The organism is Phenylobacterium sp. (genome assembly GCF_044372605.1).
GTDB lineage: Bacteria > Pseudomonadota > Alphaproteobacteria > Caulobacterales > Caulobacteraceae > Phenylobacterium.
Genome location: NZ_JBILRO010000017.1, coordinates 1 through 18325 on the forward strand (window position 1 = coordinate 1; position 18325 = coordinate 18325).

18 protein-coding genes are annotated in these 18325 nt (G+C 66.5%); 12 read left to right on the top strand and 6 right to left on the bottom strand.

From position 1 onward, the window contains the following. The 9 genes from ACIQ42_RS03000 to ACIQ42_RS03040 form a co-directional block, all read left to right on the top strand. The coding region (locus ACIQ42_RS03000) for a beta-galactosidase (protein ID WP_397420739.1) at positions 1–1104 on the top strand (1104 nt) is incomplete at its 5' end. Beyond that, positions 1101–1736, top strand: coding sequence for a TetR/AcrR family transcriptional regulator (locus tag ACIQ42_RS03005; RefSeq protein ID WP_397420740.1), 636 nt, complete (start codon positions 1101–1103; stop codon positions 1734–1736). The genes ACIQ42_RS03000 and ACIQ42_RS03005, both read left to right, overlap by 4 nt. Before the next feature lie 59 nt (positions 1737–1795). Next, a complete protein-coding gene (locus ACIQ42_RS03010; protein ID WP_397420741.1) occupies positions 1796–2758 on the top strand; it encodes a phytanoyl-CoA dioxygenase family protein in 963 nt (320 codons plus the stop codon). Between the two features lie 22 nt (positions 2759–2780). Beyond that, complete coding sequence (locus tag ACIQ42_RS03015; RefSeq protein ID WP_397420742.1) at positions 2781–3746, top strand: aldo/keto reductase; 966 nt, start codon at positions 2781–2783, stop codon at positions 3744–3746. Between the two features lie 135 nt (positions 3747–3881). Next, positions 3882–6221, top strand: a complete 2340-nt coding sequence (locus ACIQ42_RS03020; RefSeq protein WP_397420743.1) for a TonB-dependent receptor — start codon at positions 3882–3884, stop codon at positions 6219–6221. Positions 6222–6327: 106 nt separating this feature from the next. Beyond that, entirely contained in the window at positions 6328–8052 is a 1725-nt protein-coding gene (locus tag ACIQ42_RS03025; protein ID WP_397420744.1) for an IlvD/Edd family dehydratase, read from the top strand. Beyond that, positions 8052–8801 (top strand): SDR family NAD(P)-dependent oxidoreductase, encoded by a 750-nt coding sequence (locus ACIQ42_RS03030; protein WP_397420745.1) that lies wholly within the window; start codon positions 8052–8054, stop codon positions 8799–8801. Before ACIQ42_RS03025 ends, ACIQ42_RS03030 begins: the two co-directional genes overlap by 1 nt. Next, positions 8798–9712, top strand: a complete 915-nt coding sequence (locus ACIQ42_RS03035) for a 2-dehydro-3-deoxygalactonokinase (RefSeq protein WP_397420746.1) — start codon at positions 8798–8800, stop codon at positions 9710–9712. Before ACIQ42_RS03030 ends, ACIQ42_RS03035 begins: the two co-directional genes overlap by 4 nt. Beyond that, positions 9709–10323, top strand: a complete 615-nt coding sequence (locus ACIQ42_RS03040) for a 2-dehydro-3-deoxy-6-phosphogalactonate aldolase (RefSeq protein ID WP_397420747.1) — start codon at positions 9709–9711, stop codon at positions 10321–10323. The genes ACIQ42_RS03035 and ACIQ42_RS03040 overlap by 4 nt, the downstream gene beginning before the upstream one ends. 7 nt (positions 10324–10330) lie before the next feature. On the opposite strand, the gene ACIQ42_RS03045 is transcribed toward ACIQ42_RS03040, so the two are convergent. Together ACIQ42_RS03045 and ACIQ42_RS03050 are read right to left on the bottom strand one after the other, a co-directional pair. Continuing rightward, entirely contained in the window at positions 10331–11410 is a 1080-nt protein-coding gene (locus ACIQ42_RS03045; RefSeq protein WP_397420748.1) for an acyl-CoA dehydrogenase family protein, read from the bottom strand. 7 nt (positions 11411–11417) lie between these two features. Continuing rightward, entirely contained in the window at positions 11418–12596 is a 1179-nt protein-coding gene (locus ACIQ42_RS03050; protein WP_397420749.1) for an acyl-CoA dehydrogenase family protein, read from the bottom strand. Positions 12597–12698: 102 nt separating this feature from the next. Here ACIQ42_RS03050 and thrB point away from each other — a divergent pair, with 102 nt between their 5' ends. From thrB to ACIQ42_RS03065, 3 genes are all read left to right on the top strand, one after another. Next, positions 12699–13664: a homoserine kinase gene (thrB, locus tag ACIQ42_RS03055; RefSeq protein WP_397420750.1), complete on the top strand. Its 966-nt coding sequence runs from the start codon at positions 12699–12701 to the stop codon at positions 13662–13664. Then, entirely contained in the window at positions 13661–14113 is a 453-nt protein-coding gene (gene rnhA, locus ACIQ42_RS03060) for a ribonuclease HI (RefSeq protein ID WP_397420751.1), read from the top strand. The genes thrB and rnhA overlap by 4 nt, the downstream gene beginning before the upstream one ends. 74 nt (positions 14114–14187) lie before the next feature. Next, on the top strand, positions 14188–14634 hold the full coding sequence (locus ACIQ42_RS03065) for a MarR family winged helix-turn-helix transcriptional regulator (RefSeq protein WP_397420752.1): 447 nt from the start codon (positions 14188–14190) through the stop codon (positions 14632–14634). Positions 14635–14643: 9 nt separating this feature from the next. Here ACIQ42_RS03065 and ACIQ42_RS03070 read toward each other — a convergent pair whose 3' ends face one another. The 4 genes from ACIQ42_RS03070 to ACIQ42_RS03085 form a co-directional block, all read right to left on the bottom strand. Beyond that, a complete protein-coding gene (locus ACIQ42_RS03070; RefSeq protein WP_397420753.1) occupies positions 14644–15021 on the bottom strand; it encodes a hypothetical protein in 378 nt (125 codons plus the stop codon). Between the two features lie 117 nt (positions 15022–15138). Beyond that, positions 15139–15591 (bottom strand): hypothetical protein, encoded by a 453-nt coding sequence (locus tag ACIQ42_RS03075; protein ID WP_397420754.1) that lies wholly within the window; start codon positions 15589–15591, stop codon positions 15139–15141. A gap of 8 nt (positions 15592–15599) precedes the next feature. Further along, the gene (locus ACIQ42_RS03080; protein WP_397420755.1) at positions 15600–17009 is read right to left on the bottom strand and encodes a M20/M25/M40 family metallo-hydrolase; all 1410 of its coding nucleotides are present in this window, start codon (positions 17007–17009) and stop codon (positions 15600–15602) included. A gap of 64 nt (positions 17010–17073) precedes the next feature. Then, a complete protein-coding gene (locus ACIQ42_RS03085; protein WP_397420756.1) occupies positions 17074–18228 on the bottom strand; it encodes a serine hydrolase domain-containing protein in 1155 nt (384 codons plus the stop codon). Positions 18229–18325 lie beyond the last annotated feature (97 nt).

Here is an 18325-nt window from a genome sequence, read left to right on the forward strand (position 1 = left end):
CTTCGGTATCTGCGTCAGGGGCACCCCGACATCTCTGCCTTCCATCACGATCTCTACCGCGGTGTCGGTCGCGGACGCTGGGGGGTCATGGAGCAGCAGCCCGGGCCGGTGAACTGGGCCCGCTACAATCCGGCCCCGCTGCCCGGAGCGGTGCGGTCGTGGACCTGGGAGGCGTTTGCGCATGGCGCCGAGCTGGTCTCCTATTTCCGCTGGCGCCAGGCGCCCTTCGCCCAGGAGCAGATGCACGCCGGCCTCAATCGTCCGGACAATGTGCTGGACCAGGGCGGCCATGAGGCTGCGGCGGTCGCGCGGGAAATCGAGGCCCTGGGCTCGCTTGCGGCCTGCGCTCAGGCCCGGGTCGCCTTGATCTTCAGCTACGAGGCCGACTGGCAGTTCGGGATTCAGCCCCATGCCCGGGGGTTCCGGTGGCTGCAACTGGCGTTCGAATTCTATTCGGCGCTGCGCCAGCTGGGCCTCGACGTGGACATCGTGCCGCCCGACGCGGATTTCACCGGATATGCGTTGGTGGTGGCGCCTTCGCTGCCGATCCTGGACGCTGTGACATTGGCGGCCCTGGAGGGCTCAGGCGCGGTCGTACTGTTTGGACCCAGAACCGGCTCCCGGACCCGTGAGGGCCATATTCCGGCGAACCTGCCGCCAGGGGTGCTGCAGGAAAGACTGGGTGTCCGTGTCGCCCGCGTGGAGAGCCTGCGTCCAGGCGCGGAACCCGCCATCGATGTCGGCGGCCAGTCCGCCTCAGGGCGGCTGTGGCGGGAATTTCTGGACACCGATCTGCCGTCGCTGGCGACCTTCGTCGACGGGGGCGCGGCCTGGGTGGCTGACGCCGGGTGGCACTATCTGGCGACCTGGCCGGACAAGGCGTTTCTGGCCTTCGTGGTCGCGCGACTTGCCGCCGATGCGGGTCTTTCGGCAAACCCGCTGGAAGAAGGCGTGCGACTGCGGCGGCGGGACCACGTGCAGTTCGCGTTCAACTTCGCGCCGGAATCCCGGCATACGCCCGCGCCCGAGGGGACGAGCTTCCTCATCGGCGGCCCGGATCTACCGCCGGCCGGCATGGCGGCATGGAGAGCACCGTCCCGATGACCGCGCCGGCGCCGCGCAAACGCACCCGATTGAGCCCCGCGGCGCGTCGGGAACAGATACTCGACGAAGCGTCCCGCCTCGTGCTCGACGAAGGCCTGCATGCCGTCAGCATGGAACGGCTGGCCCGCGATGTGGGGATCAGCAAGGGGCTGGTCTACAACTACTTCCCCACCCGCGACGCCCTGCTGGCCGAACTGCTGCGTCGCGAGCAGACGGAACTGCGCGATCGGGGGATGGCCGAGGCGCTCGCCGCCGGCAGCTTTGCCGATATGATCCGCCAGACCACCCGGCTCTACCTGGAACAAACCCGTGATCGCGGCGCCCTGATCGCCGCTTTGCTGTCCGATCCGTCGGTCGCCCGACTGATGGAGGACGACAACCGCGCCGACCGCGAACGAACCTTCCGCTACTGCGTGCAGGCGACCCGGCGCGAGTATGACTTGCCACTGCCGCTGGCCATTGCGGCGGTAGATATGCTGATGGCGATTACGGGTCGGGCGGGAAGACAGGTCGCCGAGGGCCAGATGGATGTCGGCCCGGCGACGGAGATCTGTCTGGAACTGATTCTGGGCGCACTGGGCGGCTTGAGCCGGGATCGGGAGATCAAGGCGCCTGCGATCGGCGACTGGTAGTTATCGACGGATAGTATAATAAGAAGCTGACTTCGGACAGCTGCGCGGGAGGAAACAGGGTGGATCAAGCGATTGCGCCAGACGAGGCGCGCGAGGCCTGGATGAACGATCCCGAGGTCGCAGCACTCCGGGACCATCTCGAGGCGCACAACGGCATCAAGGGGCTGGATATCCTGATGCCGGGCGACACGAAACACGCTGTCGATCTGTTTCGCCGGGATGGCTTTGTCGTCATCGCCAATGTTCTGAACGACGAGCAGACGGAAATCCTGCGGAACGGCTGCAATGCTGTGGTGGACGAGATCCTGGCTCTCGATAGTGACCGGAAAGGCAATCGCGGCTCACATCGCTATTCCTTCGGCGGATCGAGCCTGACGCGCAGCCAGCTGCATCGGCCGGAATGGCAGATGCTTCTGGACATCCCGGCGGTCACCGAGATCGTCACGGCGATCTTCCAGTCCCCGGACTACTCCCTCCGTGCCGCCAGCGGCGACTTCTGTCTGCCGGGCGCTATTGAGTACCAACCGCTGCATTCCGATGTCCGCGACTGGCTGGACCCGAAGACTACGCCATTCAGCGCCTTCCACGACCCCCGCCGGCAGCTGACGATCCGTGACCTGCCCTGTCCCTATGTCTGCGTGAATTTTCTGCCCCAGGAGGTGACGCCGCTGAACGGTCCCACCCGCCAGATTCCCGGCACCCAGCATTCGCGCACGCCCATCCCCAGCCTGGCCGATGAACCGGAATGGATGCGGCTGAGCACCGTCTGTCCGGCGCCCGCCGGCGCCATCATGGTCCGCGACGTGCGCGCCTGGCACGGCGGCACGCCGAACATCGCCGACGCCGTGCGCTCGATCCCCAATCTGGAATTCTATGCGCCCTGGTTCCGGGAACCCATCGTGCCGGGAATCACCTATGCCGACGCCCGCAAGCTCTCTGAACACGCCCGACGCCTGGTCCGCTACTGCGTGGCCGATTCCAGCGAAACCCTGGTGACCGGCCCGACCTTGCGCGCGCCGTGAACCGATCCTCCGGGAAGCCACGATGAACTACCGCCAGCTTGGTCGATCAGGGCTCCGGGTGAGCCAGCTCTGCCTCGGGACCATGAATTTCGGTCCCAGGACACCGGAACCGGAGAGCTTCGCGATCCTCAACGAGGCGGTGGAGGCGGGCATCAACTTCATCGACACCGCCAACCAGTACGGCGGCCATCTGGGGGTGGGCGTCAGCGAGTCCATTCTGGGCCGATGGCTGGCCGAGGATCGCAGCCGCCGCCACCGCGTCGTTCTGGCCACCAAGGTCCATGAGCCGATGTCGGACGACATCAATGATCGTGGCCTGTCCGCGCGGCATATCCAGATGGCCTGCGACGCCAGCCTGAAGCGACTGGGTGTAGATCACATCGATCTCTACCAGATGCACCACATCGACCGGACGGTCCCGATGGACGAGATCTGGCAGGCCATGGATCGCCTTATTGCTCAGGGGAAGATCACCTATGTCGGGTCCAGCAACTTCCCCGGCTGGGCGATTGCGGCGACCAATGAACGGGCGCTGGCACGGGGTCGACTGGGGCTGATCTCGGAACAAAGCCTCTATCATCTGATCGAACGGCGCCTCGAACTGGAGGTCATTCCGGCCTGCAATGCGTATGGCGTGGGCGTGATTGTCTGGAGCCCGTTGGCCGGCGGTTTGCTGGCCGGGCCGCGAACGGACGGCGGGCGTCGTCGGGAGTCGGAGTCCATCGCGGCGGCGCGGGCTGCGCGCGCCGGTCAACTTGAGGCATTTCACGTCCTCTGCGCGGAACTTGGCGAGACCCCTGGCGTCGTCGCACTGGCCTGGCTGCTGCATCAGCCCGGTGTGACTTCCACGATCATCGGCCCGGGAAACCTGGATCAGCTGAAAGGAGTCCTCGGGGTCCCGGGCATTGTGCTGGATCCGTCAACGCTCGACCGGCTTGACCACGTCTTCCCGCCCTGCGGCGCTGCGCCGGAGGCCTACGCATGGTGACCCTGTCCCACTATTGACTAATAGTGTAATTGCTCTTGACCTTAAGGTGGCTGCCGCCCTATCTATTGACGAATCAGTCAATAGATAGGCGACGGGTAACGGCTGAACGGCCCCCGTCCTTTTGGGGAACGTCAGATGAGCACCACCCGATTTGCCGCGCTGGCGGCTGTTTCAACGATAGCGCTGACGGCCTCGCAGGCCTTTGCACAGGGCGCGGCCGAGCTTGAGGAGCTGGTGGTCACGGCGCAGAAGCGCGAACAGACCTTGCAGTCCGTTCCCATCGCCGTCAGCGCCTTCTCGGAAGCCGCCCTGGACCGGGTCCAGATCGAGGACGCCACCGATATCCAGCTGTCGATCCCCAATGCGGTTCTGACCGGAAATGACCGCTTCACCCTGCGCGGCGTCGGCAACAACGCGCTGGCGGGCGTGGACCCCGGTGTGCCGACCTTCGTCAACGGCGCGGCCGTGGGTTACCCGCCGCAGAACGAGTTCTTCGACATGGCGCGCATCGAGGTGCTGCGCGGGCCGCAGGGCACGCTCTACGGGCGCAATACCACCGGCGGCGCGATCAACTTCATTACCCGCAAGCCAGGATCCGAGTTTGGCGGCGAGGCCAGCGTGCAGCTGGGCAACTACTCGAACGTGCGGCTGGGAGGCGCTGTCGATCTGCCGCTGGGCGACAAGGTGGCGGTGCGGCTTGCCGGCTACAATCTGGACCGCGACGGCTACACGAAGAACATCTCCACCGGAAACGACATCGACGGCCGCGACCAGTGGGGCGCGCGTGGAACCATGACCCTCGATCTGGGCGAGAACACCGACCTGACCCTGGTGGCCAGCCGCTTCGAGGAGGACAGCTCCCGCGCCCGCGAAGGCAAGCGCCTCTGCAAGGCCAACGCCGTGCTGGGTTGTGATCCGCGCTTCCTGGGCTTCGACTCGCCCGACGCCAACACCACAATCCTGCAGACGCTTTCACGGATCTTCACGCCGTTCCCTGCGGGCGGCAACATCTATGCGGGTGCGCCGAACCCCACGGATCTTCGCAAGCTGGCGGCAGATACGGATCCGACCTACAGCCTGCACCAGTCGACGCTCACGTTCGATTTCGCGCATGACTTCGGCCAGATCACCCTGTCTGCGGTCGGCGGCTACTCGAGGTTTTCAACCGAGCAGAATACGGACTGGGACAACGCAGATCTGCCGTTCCGCTTCACCCGGCCGATCACCTATTTCAAGGATCGCACCACCCAGGTCACCACCGACCGTCTGCTGACGACCGACAGCTTCACGGCGCGTAACAAGACCTACACGGGTGAGGTCCGGCTGGCCTCGCAGTTCGAGGGCCGATTCAATTTCCTGGTCGGCTATTTCCACGCCCAGGGGACCAGCGCTGGCGGTTTCGAAACCTGGCACCCCGCCATCGAGGCATTCCAGAAGGCCCAGGGTCGACCGCAGGAAACCTGGCGGGTGTCGACCTTGACGCGCAACGGCAAGAACGCGACCTGGGCGGTCTTCGGCGAGAGCTATGTCCAGCTGGCGGAAACGCTGCGCCTGACCCTGGGTGGCCGATATACCGACGAGGAACGGTCAAGCCAGGGCCGGTCCATCGTGCTGGGCCCCCTTGTCCCGTTCACCTATTCAAGGTTTGCCGGAAACAAGTTCACGTGGAAGGCCGCCCTGGACTGGGCGCCTGAGCTGGCGTTCACCGACAAGACCCTGGTCTATGGCTCGGTTTCGACCGGCTACAAGGGCGGTGGCCAGAACTCCAATGCGGCCACGCCGAGCTTCGGGCCGGAGACCGTCACGGCCTATGAGGTCGGGGCCAAGAACATCCTGGCCGACGGCGCCCTGCAAGCCAACCTCACGGCCTTCTACTATGACTACAAGGGCCTGCAGCTCGGCCAGCGGATCAACGGCGGCGTGGTCACCCGAAACGCAGACGCCACGATCTATGGCCTTGAGGGCGAGTTCGCCTATGCCCTGGGTGAGCACATCCTGATCGACACCAACCTGTCCTACCTCCACACCAGCATCGGCACGTTCTTCAGTGAGGATGCCGCAAACCCGGCCCAGAGCCTCACCGCCACGACGCCCACGGTCCAGGTCAACCTCAAGGGCAACGATCTGCCGCACTCGCCGGGCTTCAAGATCAAGGCCGGCGCCCAGTACCAGTCCGACGCCTTCCGCGGGGACTGGACGGCGACGTTCCGGGTCGACGCCACCTGGCAGGACTCTTACTTCTCCCGCGAATACAACACGCCTACCGACCGCATCGACGGCTGGGGCGTGATCGACGCGCAGGTGCGGCTTGAGAACGAACCGATGGGTCTCAGCGCCCGGCTGTTCGTCAAGAACCTGACCAACGGCGACAACATCACCAACATCATCATCGAAGACGCCCTGATCGGCCGCTACCGCAATGCGCGTCTGCTGGAGCCGCGGACCTACGGGGTGATCGTCCAGAAGACGTTCTAGGCGCCTCGAACCTTCTTTGACTCGAACCCCGGCGGCGCTCAATGCGGGCGTCGCCGGACCGTGTTTATCGATGTATGAAAGGGTATCGCCTTTCAGGAATCCCCACATGGCTGACAAGCCCGCCCGCAGTCAGAAGAATTTCGGCAAGCTGGATCGCGACGGGTTCATCCATCGCAGCTGGATCAAGGGCACGGGCCTGCCCGAGCACGTTTTCGATGGTCGCCCGATCATCGGCATCTGCAACACCTGGTCCGAGCTCGTCACCTGCCAGTTCCATCTGCGCGACCTGGCTGAGTTCGTGAAACGCGGCGTCTGGGAAGCGGGCGGCGTGCCCATCGAGTTCCCGGCCATGTCGCTGCCCGAGACCCAGATGCGGCCGACGGCCATGCTGTTTCGCAATCTGCTGGCGATGGAGGTGGAGGAGAGTATCCGTGCCAATCCCATCGACGGGGTGGTGCTGCTGGGCGGCTGCGACAAGACCACGCCCGGCCAGCTGATGGGCGCGGCCAGCGTAGATCTGCCCACCATGGTGCTGTCATCCGGCCCGATGCTGAACGGCAAGTTCCAGGGCCGCGACATAGGCTCCGGCACGGATGTCTGGCGCTTTTCCGAGGAGGTCCGCGCCGGCACCATGAGCCTGGCGGATTTCATGGGCGCCGAGGCCGGCATGAGCCGCAGCCATGGCACCTGCAACACCATGGGCACGGCATCGACCATGGCGAGCCTGATCGAGGCCCTGGGCGTCAGCCTGCCCACCAATGCTGCCCTGCCGGGCGTGGACGCGCGGCGCAAGACCCTGGCCCACCTGACCGGCATGCGCGCCGTGGAGCTGGTGAAGCAGGACGTCCGGCTATCCCAGATCCTCACCCGGGAGGCGTTCGAGAACGCCATCCTGATGCATGCCGCCATCGGGGGCTCCACCAACGCCGTGGTTCACCTGCTGGCGCTGGCGGGCCGGGTCGGCGTGCCCCTCAGCCTGGAGGATTTTGACACCATCGCGCGCGACGTGCCGCTGCTGGTCAACCTGATGCCGTCGGGCAAATACCTGATGGAGGACTTCTGCTACGCGGGCGGTTGCCCCGCCGTGATGAACGAGATGGGCAACCTGTTCCGGCGGGACGCGATCACGGTCTCCGGCCACACCCAGGGCCAGATCGCCGACGCCGCCCAGGTCTGGAACCGCGACGTGATCAGCACGCGTCAGGCGCCGTTCGGGCCTTCCTCGGGCGTCTGGGTTCTGCGCGGCAACCTCTGCCCCGATGGCGCGATCCTGAAGCCCAGCGCCGCGACGCCGGAGCTCTTGACCCACCGGGGCCGCGCTGTGGTGTTCGAGAGCATCGAAGACTATCACGCCCGCATCGATGATCCCGATCTGGAGGTCGAGGCCAACTCGATCCTGGTGCTCAAGGGTTGCGGACCCAAGGGCTATCCGGGCATGCCCGAGGTCGGCAACATGGCCCTGCCACCCAAGCTGCTGCAGCAGGGGGTGCGCGACATGGTCCGGATCTCCGATGCCCGGATGAGCGGCACAGCCTATGGCACCGTCATCCTGCACGTGGCCCCGGAAACGGCCGCCGGCGGTCCCTTGGCCCTGGTGCGCAACGGCGACGAGATCGCTTTCGACGGCCCGGCCAGGACACTCGATCTGCTGGTGGATGGCGCCGAGATGGCCCGGCGTCGCGCCGAGTGGGAGGCTGCCCGCGAAGCCCCTACGCATGCGCGCGGCTGGTCAAAGCTATATGTGGACACGGTGCTGCAGGCTGACCGGGGTGTCGACCTGGACTTCCTGGTGGGCAAGACGACCACCGAAGTCACCCGCGAGTCTCACTGATGACCTTCGCTGACTATCCCAGCCTCAGGGGGCGGGTGGTCTTTGTGACCGGCGGCGCCTCGGGGATTGGCGCCGCGTTCGTCGAGCAGTTCCACGCCCAGGGCGCCAGGGTCGCCTTTGTGGACCGCCAGGCCGACGCGGGTGAGGTGCTGGCCTCCGGCTTGCCTGGAAGCTGGTTCGCGCCCTGTGACGTCACCGATGGTGATGCCCTGAGGACCGCGATCCTGGCGGCGGCCGATGCCCTGGGGCCGATCACCGTCCTGGTCAACAATGTGGCTGACGATACCCGCAGCAAGGCCGCCGAGACCTCCGCCGAGGCCTGGCGGGCCGGACTTGCCGTGAACCTCGATCCCGTGTTCGCCGCCGCGACGGCGGTCCAACCGATGATGCGCCACGCCGGCGGGGGCTCGATCATCAATGTCAGTTCGATCAACGCCCTCTGGGGGCCGGCCGAGATGCCGGCCTATGTGGCGGCCAAGGGCGCCATCAACGCCCTGACCAAGAGCCTGGCGCGCGAGTGGGGCCCTGACCGGATCCGCGTCAACGCCCTGTCGCCCGGTTGGGTGGTGACGCCCCGCCAGCTGGAGCTGTGGCTGACCCCCGAGGCGGAGGCTGACTGGGCGCGGCAGGTGGCGTTGAAGGACCGGATCCAGCCTGAGGATATAGCGCGTGCGGCGCTGTTTCTGGCCGCTGACGACAGTCGCATGATGACCGGGCAGAATCTGGTCGTGGACGCAGGGCGCACATGATGGCCGCCACGCTGCTCGCCTGCGACTGGGGCACCACCAACCTGCGGGCCTGGACGCTGGATGCATCAGGCGCGGTGGTGGCCGGGCGTGAGTTTCCGTTCGGTGTCTCGAAACTGGCCCCCGGCGAGGCGCAGCGCCGCTTTGCGGACGATGTCCGCCCGGGGCTCGGCGCGGACACCCTGCCGGCCATCCTCTGTGGCATGGTCGGGTCGAACCTGGGCTGGAGGCTCGCGCCCTACGCCGACTGCCCGGTCAATCTGGCGGATCTGGCGACGCATCTGGTCCAGCCCTCCGGCGCACCGGATGTGCGGATTATTCCCGGCGTTCGCTCCCTGGGCTTCAACGGCCAGGGCGACGTGATGCGCGGGGAGGAGACACAGCTGTTCGGCTGGCTCGCGGCCCACCCCGAGCGCGCCCGGGGTCGACACCTGGTCTGTCACCCCGGCACCCATACCAAGTGGATGGTGGTCGAGGACGGCCGCCTGACCGCTTTTGTGACGGCCATGACCGGCGAACTGTTCGCGGTGCTGGGTGCGCACAGCGTGCTCCGCAGTGATGTCCCGCCGGACGACCTCGACGCCTTCGATCAGGGGGTCGCGTCGGCGGGTGATGGTGGCGGGCTGGCGGCCCGCCTGTTCACGGCCCGCGCGCGCGTGGTGGGGCTGGGCGCATCGGCTGACAGCACCTCCAGCTATCTCTCCGGCCTGCTGATCGGCGCAGATGTCGCCGCAACACCAGGACTATTGGGAACCGGCACATTCGACTCCATGGCCCTTTTGGGCGATGCCCGTCTCTGCGGCCTCTACGACCGCGCGCTCAGGGCCAGGGGCCATGCCACAGAGACATTCGATGGCGAGACGGCGGCCGTGGCCGGCCTGTTCGCCCTCCACAACATGGGGCAGCGCACATGACGCTCGACGCCGCTCTGATGGAATGCCCGGTCATCGCGATCCTGCGGGGGATCAAGCCGGACGAGGCGGTGGCCCACGTTCAGGCGATCCATGATGCGGGTATCCGGGTGGTCGAGGTTCCGCTGAACTCGCCGGACCCGCTGGAATCGATCGCCCGCCTCGCCCGGGCGTTCGGTGATCGCATGGTGGTGGGCGCGGGCACGGTGCTCACCGAGGCCCAGGTGGATACGGTGCATGCGGCGGGCGGCAAGCTGATCGTCTCGCCGAACGTGGATGCGGGCGTGATCCGGCGAACGGTCGCGCTCGGCCTGTGGTCCGCGCCGGGCTTCGCCACCGCCAGCGAGGCGTTCAGCGCAATCCACGCGGGCGCAAAGCATCTGAAACTGTTCCCGGCGACCACCTACGGACCCGGCCACTTGACGCAGCTTCAGGCCGTGTTGCCGTCGGATGTCACCGTGGTCGCGGTGGGCGGTGTCGGCGCGGCCAACATGAGCGAATGGCGCTTGGCGGGCGCGAAGGCCTTCGGCATCGGCGGCGAGCTCTATCGACCCGGCCAGAGCGTGACGGAAACCGCCGGGCGCGCTGCGAAGGTCGTCGCCGCCGCCGTCTGATGGCCCGTCAGCCCGACAACACCATCTGCGCCGCTTCCTCACGCACCCGCTGCGGGCCGCCCAGCATCTGGCGGTTGAAGCCGATTCGTTTGAACCAGTAGTGCAGGCCCACCAGGTCGGTGAAACCCATGCCGCCGTGCACTTCGGTGGCTGTGCGCGCCACCATCGTGCCCACCTCGGCCAGATGCGCCTTGGCGTGACAGGCGGTAAGTGAGGCTTCGTCGGGCAGGGCGCCGAGCGCGTGGCCGGCATACCAGACCAGCGCGCGGCATGGCTCCAGCCCCGCCGCCATCTCGGCGCACATGTGCTTCACCGCCTGGAATGATCCGATCGGGCGACCAAACTGCTTTCGATCTGCGGCATAGGCCACCGCGCGGTCCAGCATCTCCTGCGCCGCGCCCAGGGTGTCGGCGGCGTACATCACCCGTCCGGCGTCGATCAGGTCACGAATGAGGGCCGGGTTGGCGCCTTCCAGTGGCTCGGCGGCGACGCCGTCCAGGCGCAGTTCGCCGGTAGGGCGCGTCACGTCGATGGTGTTGAGGCGTGTCCGGGTCAGTCCCGCCGCATCGGCGCCGATCAGATGCAATCCGCCTAGCCGGTCAGCGATCACATAGATGTCGGCTTCATAGTCGATCAGGAACAGGGCGCGGCCATAGAGGCTTCCGTCCCGGGCTTCGACGCCGGCATCCTCGCGACCTCCGGCGTGCTCCGACAGGGCGACCCCCGCCGTGACCGTGCCCGCCGCCAGACGGGGCAGCCAGTGGTCGCGCTGGCCGGGGCTGCCCGCACGCTGGAGGGCCATCGGCGCCAGAACCGCCGCGCCGATGAAGGCCGTCGGCGCGACATGCCGGCCAAGCACCTCGGCCACGAGGGCAGCGTCCAGCAGTGTGAGGCCGCTGCCGCCATATTCCTCGGCGACAAGCAGCCCGGTGACCCCCAGCTGGGCCAGCCCCGTGGCCAGATCGACCGCCCGGGCTTCGCCCCCGGCGGCAAACGCGCGCGCGCGCTCCAGCCCGCCCGCCTCGGCCAGGAACCGGTGAACGGTGTCCTGCAGCATGGCCTGTTCGTCTGAGAGATCGAATTGCATGGCGGCCTCAGGTGCTGACGGTCTTGGGTTCGCGGGGCATTCCCAGCCCGCGCTCGGCAATGATGTTCTTCTGGATCTGCGAGGTGCCGCCGCCGATGATCAGCCCCAGGAAGAACATGTAGTCGCGCTGCCAACTCCCCTGCGTCCGCAGCTGCGGCGAGCCGGTATAGAGCAGGCCGAATTCCCCCATCACATCGATGGCCAACGCCTCAAGCTCATGCCGCAGCTCCGTGCCCTGAAGTTTGACCACCATGCCAGCCAGACTGGCCGGGGTCTTGTTCACCGCCGCCGAAAGCAGGCGCAGGTCGTTACAGCGCATGGCCAGCACCCGACCGTGGACCTGCATCAGCCGGTCGCGGAACACCGGGTCATCGATTGCCCGGCGGCCGTCCACCGTCTCCGTTTTCATCAGCTCGCTGAGCGTGTTCAGCCGCGACAGCATGGTGTTGGGATCAGCCAGCGATCCGCGCTCATGCTTGAGGATTGCGTTGGCCACTTTCCAGCCTTCGCCGCGTCGTCCGACGATCTGGTGCTTCGGCACGCGCACATCGGTGAAGAAGACCTCGTTGAAGTTGGCAACGCCGGTCATGTCCACCAGCGGCCGAACCTCGATCCCGGGCGTTTTCATGGAAAACAGCAGGAAGCTGATGCCCTCGTGCTTCGCCGCCTCGGGCTCGGTCCGCACCAGACAGAAAATCCAGTCGGCGAGGTGCGCCGTGCTCGTCCAGATTTTCTGGCCGCTTACAACCCAGTCGTCGCTGTCGAGCACCGCCTTGGTGCGCAGGCTGGCCAGATCGCTGCCGGCGTCAGGCTCGGAGTATCCCTGGCACCACAGCAGATCACCACTGAGGGTCGGGCCGATGAACTGCCGCTTCTGATCTTCCGATCCCATCTCCAGCAGAGTGGGGACCAGCATTGATATCCCCTGGCCGCCCATTCCGGGCGAAACCTGGGCGCGGGCGAACTCCTCGGCGATGATGCGCGACTTAAGGATGTCCGGCTCTGCGCCATAGCCGCCGTAGTCACGAGGGATCGTCCTGGCCGCATAGCCGTGCGCGATGAGCAGCTTCTGCCATGCCTTGGCGTCGCCCTTGCCGGCACGGGGCGCGGCATCAGCATGTTCGCGCAGGAAGGCGACCACCTCGCTCCGGAAGGCTTCGTGCTCCTGACTGTAAGATAGATCCATGGGGTCTCCGATGCGCGCCTAGTCTGTGCGGAGCGGTGGCCCTGAGTCCAGCCTGCTTGACCAGACCCTTGACCGGCGCGGCCGCCTCGCCCATCGGAAACCATGGCGGTTTACACGGACATCACGGACGAGGATCTGGCGGGCCTGCTGGCCGATTACGATCTGGGCGCAGCCCTGTCGTTCAAGGGGATCGTCGAGGGGATCCAGAATTCCAACTTCCTGCTGGAGACCGAAACCGGGCGCTATTTCCTGACAGTCTACGAGCGTGGCGTCCAGGCCGAGGACCTGCCCTATTTCCTCGGGCTGACCCGTTGGCTTTCCGAGCACGGGTTTCCATGCGCCACACCGATCGTCGACCGGCACGACAGAATGCTGAAGACCATGCGCGGCAAGCCCTGCGCGCTGGTGTCCTATCTGCTGGGCCTTTCGGTGCGTCGGCCTGGCGTGGCCCACTGTCGGGAAGCCGGCGAGAGCCTGGCGGCGCTGCACCTGGCTGGCGCCGGGTTCCCCATGCATCGCGAAAATGATCTGGGCCAGGCGGCGTGGGCCGGACTGTTCGCGTCACTCAGGGACGCCGCGGAGGGACTGAAACCGGGTCTTGCCGCCACCATCGAGGCCGATCTGGCGCTGCTGGACGCTCACTGGCCAGCGGATCTGCCGCAGGGCGTGATTCATGCAGACTACTTCCCCGACAATGTCTTCTTTCAGGGCGGCAAGTTCGCTGCGGCCTTCGACTTCTATTTCGCCTGCAACGATGCGCTGGCCTATGACGTGGCGGTGGCGCTGAACGCCTGGTGTTTCGAGCCGGATGGCAGCTTCAACATCACCTCAGCGCGGGCGCTTCTGGCGGGGTACGAGGGGCGTCGGCCCTTGAGCAAGGCTGAACGCGCCGCTCTGCCGATCCTGGCGCATGGGGCGGCGATGCGGTTCTTCCTGACGCGGCTCTACGACTGGGGTACGACGCCCGCCGGCGCCCTGGTGCGGCCCAAGGACCCGCTGGAGTATGAGCGCAAACTGGCGGTGCACCGGTCGTCTCCGGATCTGGTGCTGTTCGGGACCGGTGCATGACCCCGGGGGTGGTGATCTATACAGACGGCGCCTGTTCCGGGAATCCGGGACCGGGCGGTTGGGGCGCCATCCTGATGTTTGGCGAGAAGTCCCGGGAAATCTGCGGCGGTGAGCCCGACACCACCAACAATCGCATGGAGCTGATGGCGGCCATCCAGGCGCTGGAAACCCTTACCCGGCCCTGCCAGGTCGAGCTGCATACCGACAGCCAGTACGTCATGAAGGGTATCTCGGAGTGGATCCACAACTGGAAGCGTCGGGGATGGCGAACGGCGGACAACAAGCCGGTGAAGAACGACGACCTCTGGCGGCGTCTTGACGAAGCGCGGTCTCGTCACAATGTGCAGTGGCGCTGGGTCAAGGGCCACGCTGGCCACGAGCACAATGAGCGTGCTGACGCGCTGGCGGGGCAGGGCCTGAAGGATGCCCTTGAGGTCGTGTCGCGCTAAACATTCGACATTGAATTGTTTCGTTCGATGACGAATTGTCAGGCGTCCCAAGCAGAGGGTTCGGCGGAGGGCGCATGGCGGCGGTGATTGAGGACCATCCCGAGGTCCAGGTATTTGACGAGATCAGCCTGATCGAGCACGGCGTGCGGATGTCGATCACCCGCAGCTTGCCTGTGGGCCTGACCTACCCGCAGTATGAAGTGCTGAACCTGATCGCCCGACGCGGCGAGGATCTGACGCCGGCGATGATCGCTACGGCGCTGAAGATGACGCCTGGCGCCATCACCAACACCCTGCAGCGGCTGGAAGCCACTCAACTGATCTCGGTGGAGGTCTGCGAAAGAGATCGTCGCAAGAAGCGCGTCCGGCTGACCCCCGGCGGTCGCGAGGCCTACGCCCGCTCAATGGCGGCGATCCGGCCCAAGGTGGAAAAGCTACGGGAAGGCTTTACCCAGAAGGAGTTCCGCGAGGCCCTGCCGTTCCTGCGGGCGCTCCGTGTCTGGATGAGCGAACTATCCTGAGAGAACTGGTCAGGCCGGATCGGGCGCGACGTAGGTCAGATAGCCCCGCTCCACCATCCTGCGTAGTCCATCGTAGACCCCGGCCAATTCCTCATAACCTTTGCGGAGTTCGGCCAGCGCCGTGATCTGGCCGGGCGTGGGATAGGGTTCAGCCTCGGCCAACGCCAGTCCCGCCGCCACCCATCGCGTCCGCGCCAGAGCGGTCGCCGAGGCCAGGCTCTGGAGTTTTGCAGTATCCACGCTGGCCAGCGTTGCGTTCAGCACCTTGCGGTTGGCGGAATAGGCTGTGTAATCGATCTGTTCCAGATGTCCGCGCAGCTGACGCTGGACCTTGGGATCGACATTGTCGTCGGGCTCGAAGTGATCGCTTGCGCGCCTCGCGGGCATGATCCGGCTCATCGGCGGTCTCGTTCCTTGGCGACCCTGACAGGGCCAGGAGACGCAACGGTGCCGCAAAATGAATAACAAACCTTTGGGGTTGGCGGCGTGGGTGGCTGGCGTGCCCTAAAGACCCCTCACCTTCGCCAGGTTGGTCTTCGGGATCGCCGCCGAGAAGGCGCCACCCGTCTTGGCCTTCTCGGAGGCCATGTTGGCCCAGGCGACGGCGAAGCCATAGGGCGTGATGGCGTCCGGATCGCCGACCGAGAGCGTCCAGACACGACCGGCCAGGACCTTGGCCAGTATAGCTCGCAGGTCGAGGTCGTCGGTCGGCGGGTCAGCCGGGGGCCTCAGCAGGGTCTGAAGGATCAGGGCGTCGGCTCGGGGCGCCACAACAGAGAGGGCCTCGCCCGCCGGCACATCCTTCAACGCCGCGGCAAACCCGTTCAGCGTGGTCCGGGGCCGGGTGGTGCGGCGGTCGCCGCCCGCCACGCCGGAAACCTCCGTCCCGGCGCGAACGAACGCCCAGCCACCGTTGAGGTGGGCCGCGTCATGGGCCGCTGCGATCCAGATCCGCATGGGCTGTGTCAATCCTTCTGGGACGCGTAGACCTGTACCAGCCGATAGCTGAACTCCCGCGCGTCGAGGAGCGACTTCACGCCGATCCGCTCGTTCAGGCCATGGATGCGGCCCTGGTCCGGCTCATAGGCGATGCCCGAGACGCCATAGGTGGGGATCCCGCCGGCGATCAGCGCCTTGCCGTCGGTGCCTGCGGCCAGCAGGAACGGGATCACCGGCACGCCCGGCCACATGGACTGCGAAACCTGACGGATCGGGTCCATCACCTGCGGGGTCAGCGGCGGGCCAGCGTCGGCTACCCCCGGACGGACCATGGCCGTGGAGACTGACACCGCCGGATTGTCGATAACCTTGATCAGGGCGTCTCGTACCTCTTCGCCGGATACGCCGGGGAAGATCCGGCAGTTTATGGTGGCGTTGGCACGTTGGGGCAGGGCGTTCGGCGCATGGCCGGCCTGAAGCTGGGTGGCCACGCAGGTAGTGCCCAGCATGGCGTTGACGCTTGGGTCCCTTCGCAGGATCGCGGCGGCCCCCGCGTCGGCCGGATTTGCCACGATGGCGGTCATGGCGGCCCCTGTCTCACCGCTGGAGATCCTCGCCATCTGGGTGAAGTAGCTGCGGGTCGTCTCGTTCAGCATCACCGGGAAGCTGTAGGCCGAGATCCGGTCGATGGCGCGGGCCAGGTGATAGATGGCGTTGTCCGGCACCGGACGTGAGGAGTGTCCGCCGGGGTTGGTGACCTCAAGCTTGTACGACGTGCTGGACTTCTCGCCCGCCAGAACAGTGTGGGCCACCGGTTTGCCGGACCCGTCCAGATTGACGCCGGCGCCCTCGTTCAGTGCGAAAGCCGCGTCGATCAGATCGCGCTTGTTGGCGACCAGCCAGGCCGCGCCGTTCACGTGCCCGCCGCCTTCCTCGCCGCAGGTGAGCGCCAGCTTGATGGGCCGGCGGCCCTTGAACCCTTCCTGCCGGAACCGGATCAAGAGGTCGGTGAAGATCGCGGCCTGCGCCTTGTCGTCCGAGGCGCCACGCGCGTAGAAGTAGCCGCCTTCCTCAATGAGCGTGAAGGGGTCTCTCGTCCAGTCTTCCCTTTTCGCTTCCACGACGTCGATGTGGGCCAGCAGCAGGACCGCCTTGGCCTTGGGGTCCTTGCCCGGATAGACCGCCACGAGGCCGCCGTCCTTGGGCCTGCCGGGCGGGATGAATACAGTCAGGTCACTGTCAGGGAACCCCGCCGTCTTCAGGCGCGCGGCCATCCGTTGGGCGGCCAGGGTGCAGTCGCCGGCCGAGAAGGTGGTGTTGGTCTCCACCAACTCCTTGTAGAGGCCGCGGAATGCGGCCTCGCCCGGCTGCGGGGACTGGGCGGCGGCGGGCGTGGCGATGGCGAGCGCGACAAGCGCGGCGGCAAGTTTCTGCATCTGGTGTTTCCCCCTGGTGCGGGGGGTTATTCCACTTCGGCCCGGACGAACACAAGCAGCGCGCTCAACCCGCCATCACGGCGGCCGCCAGATCGCGGGAGGTCTGGCCGCTCATGCCTTCGGTGGAGGTGTTGGTCATCAGAACGAAAGTGGTCTCGCTGGCAGGATCGACGAACCAGCTGTGGCCATAGACGCCTGCCCAGGTCCAGACCCCGGCGGGCAGGTGCGAGGCGGTGGGTTCCGGGTCCAGCATCACCGCGCCGCCGAAGCCAAAGCCCCAGCCGGGGCCGCTGGTGACGATGGCGTGGTCTCCGGTCTGGTTGGTCATCATATCCTGGGCGGTTTCCGCCGAGACCACTGCGCCGCCGCCTGTGCGGATCGCCTCCAGGAAGGCCAGCATGTCGGGCGCAGAACAGGCCATGCCCGCGCCGCCGGAGGGAAATGACGCCGGATCGAAAATGCGGTCCGGGGCGAACTGGATGCCCGAAAGTTCGGCGAAGGGCACGGTGTGGGTGGTCCCCATCTTCACCGGGGGCGCACCATCGGCATAGGCCACCGCCAGCCGTCCGCGGTCGGTGACAGTGAAGCCGGTATCGGCCATGCCGACCTTGTTGGTGACGCGTTCGGCCACCACCTCGGGCAGGCTGCGACCTGTAGCGGCCTCCATCACCGCGCCCATCACATCCATCCCGACCGAATAGAGCCAGGCCGCGCCGGGCGGGAACATCAGGCCGGCGTTGCTGATCCGTCGCAGTTCCTCGGGGAAGCCCAGGCCGGGCTGGTCCATGCCGTCGGAGACGCCAAGCTTGAGATATGGCCCGTCCGCTGGCTGCATGAAGCCGTAGGAAAGACCCGCCGTGTGCGTCAGCAGGTGGCGCAGCGTGATCGTCGGGACCTGTCCCTGAAAGGCGGGTTGAAAATCCGGCAGCCAGCGGATCACCGGATCATCCAGTCCGATCACCTCGCTCTCCACCAGGCTGAGGGCGGCGGCGGTGACGATGGGCTTGGTCAGCGACGAGGCCCGGAAGATGGTGTCCAGTGTCATCGCCCGACCGGCCTCACGGTCGGCCTGGCCGGCGGCCCGGGCGTAGACCAAAGCGCCGCCGCGGGCCACCAGCGCCACAGCGCCGACAATCTTGGTTGCGGCAAGCGCGGCATCGAGGATCGGGTCGAGCCGAGCCACCAGCATCGCATCGATCCGGCGTTCCAGGGTGGCCATCACCGTTTCCTCCAGTATTTGTTTTCAGTGCCATAGAGCTTGCGACGCGGCGTTAATCAACTGCGGGCGCATTGGCGTTTGCCCTTATCGGCGTCGA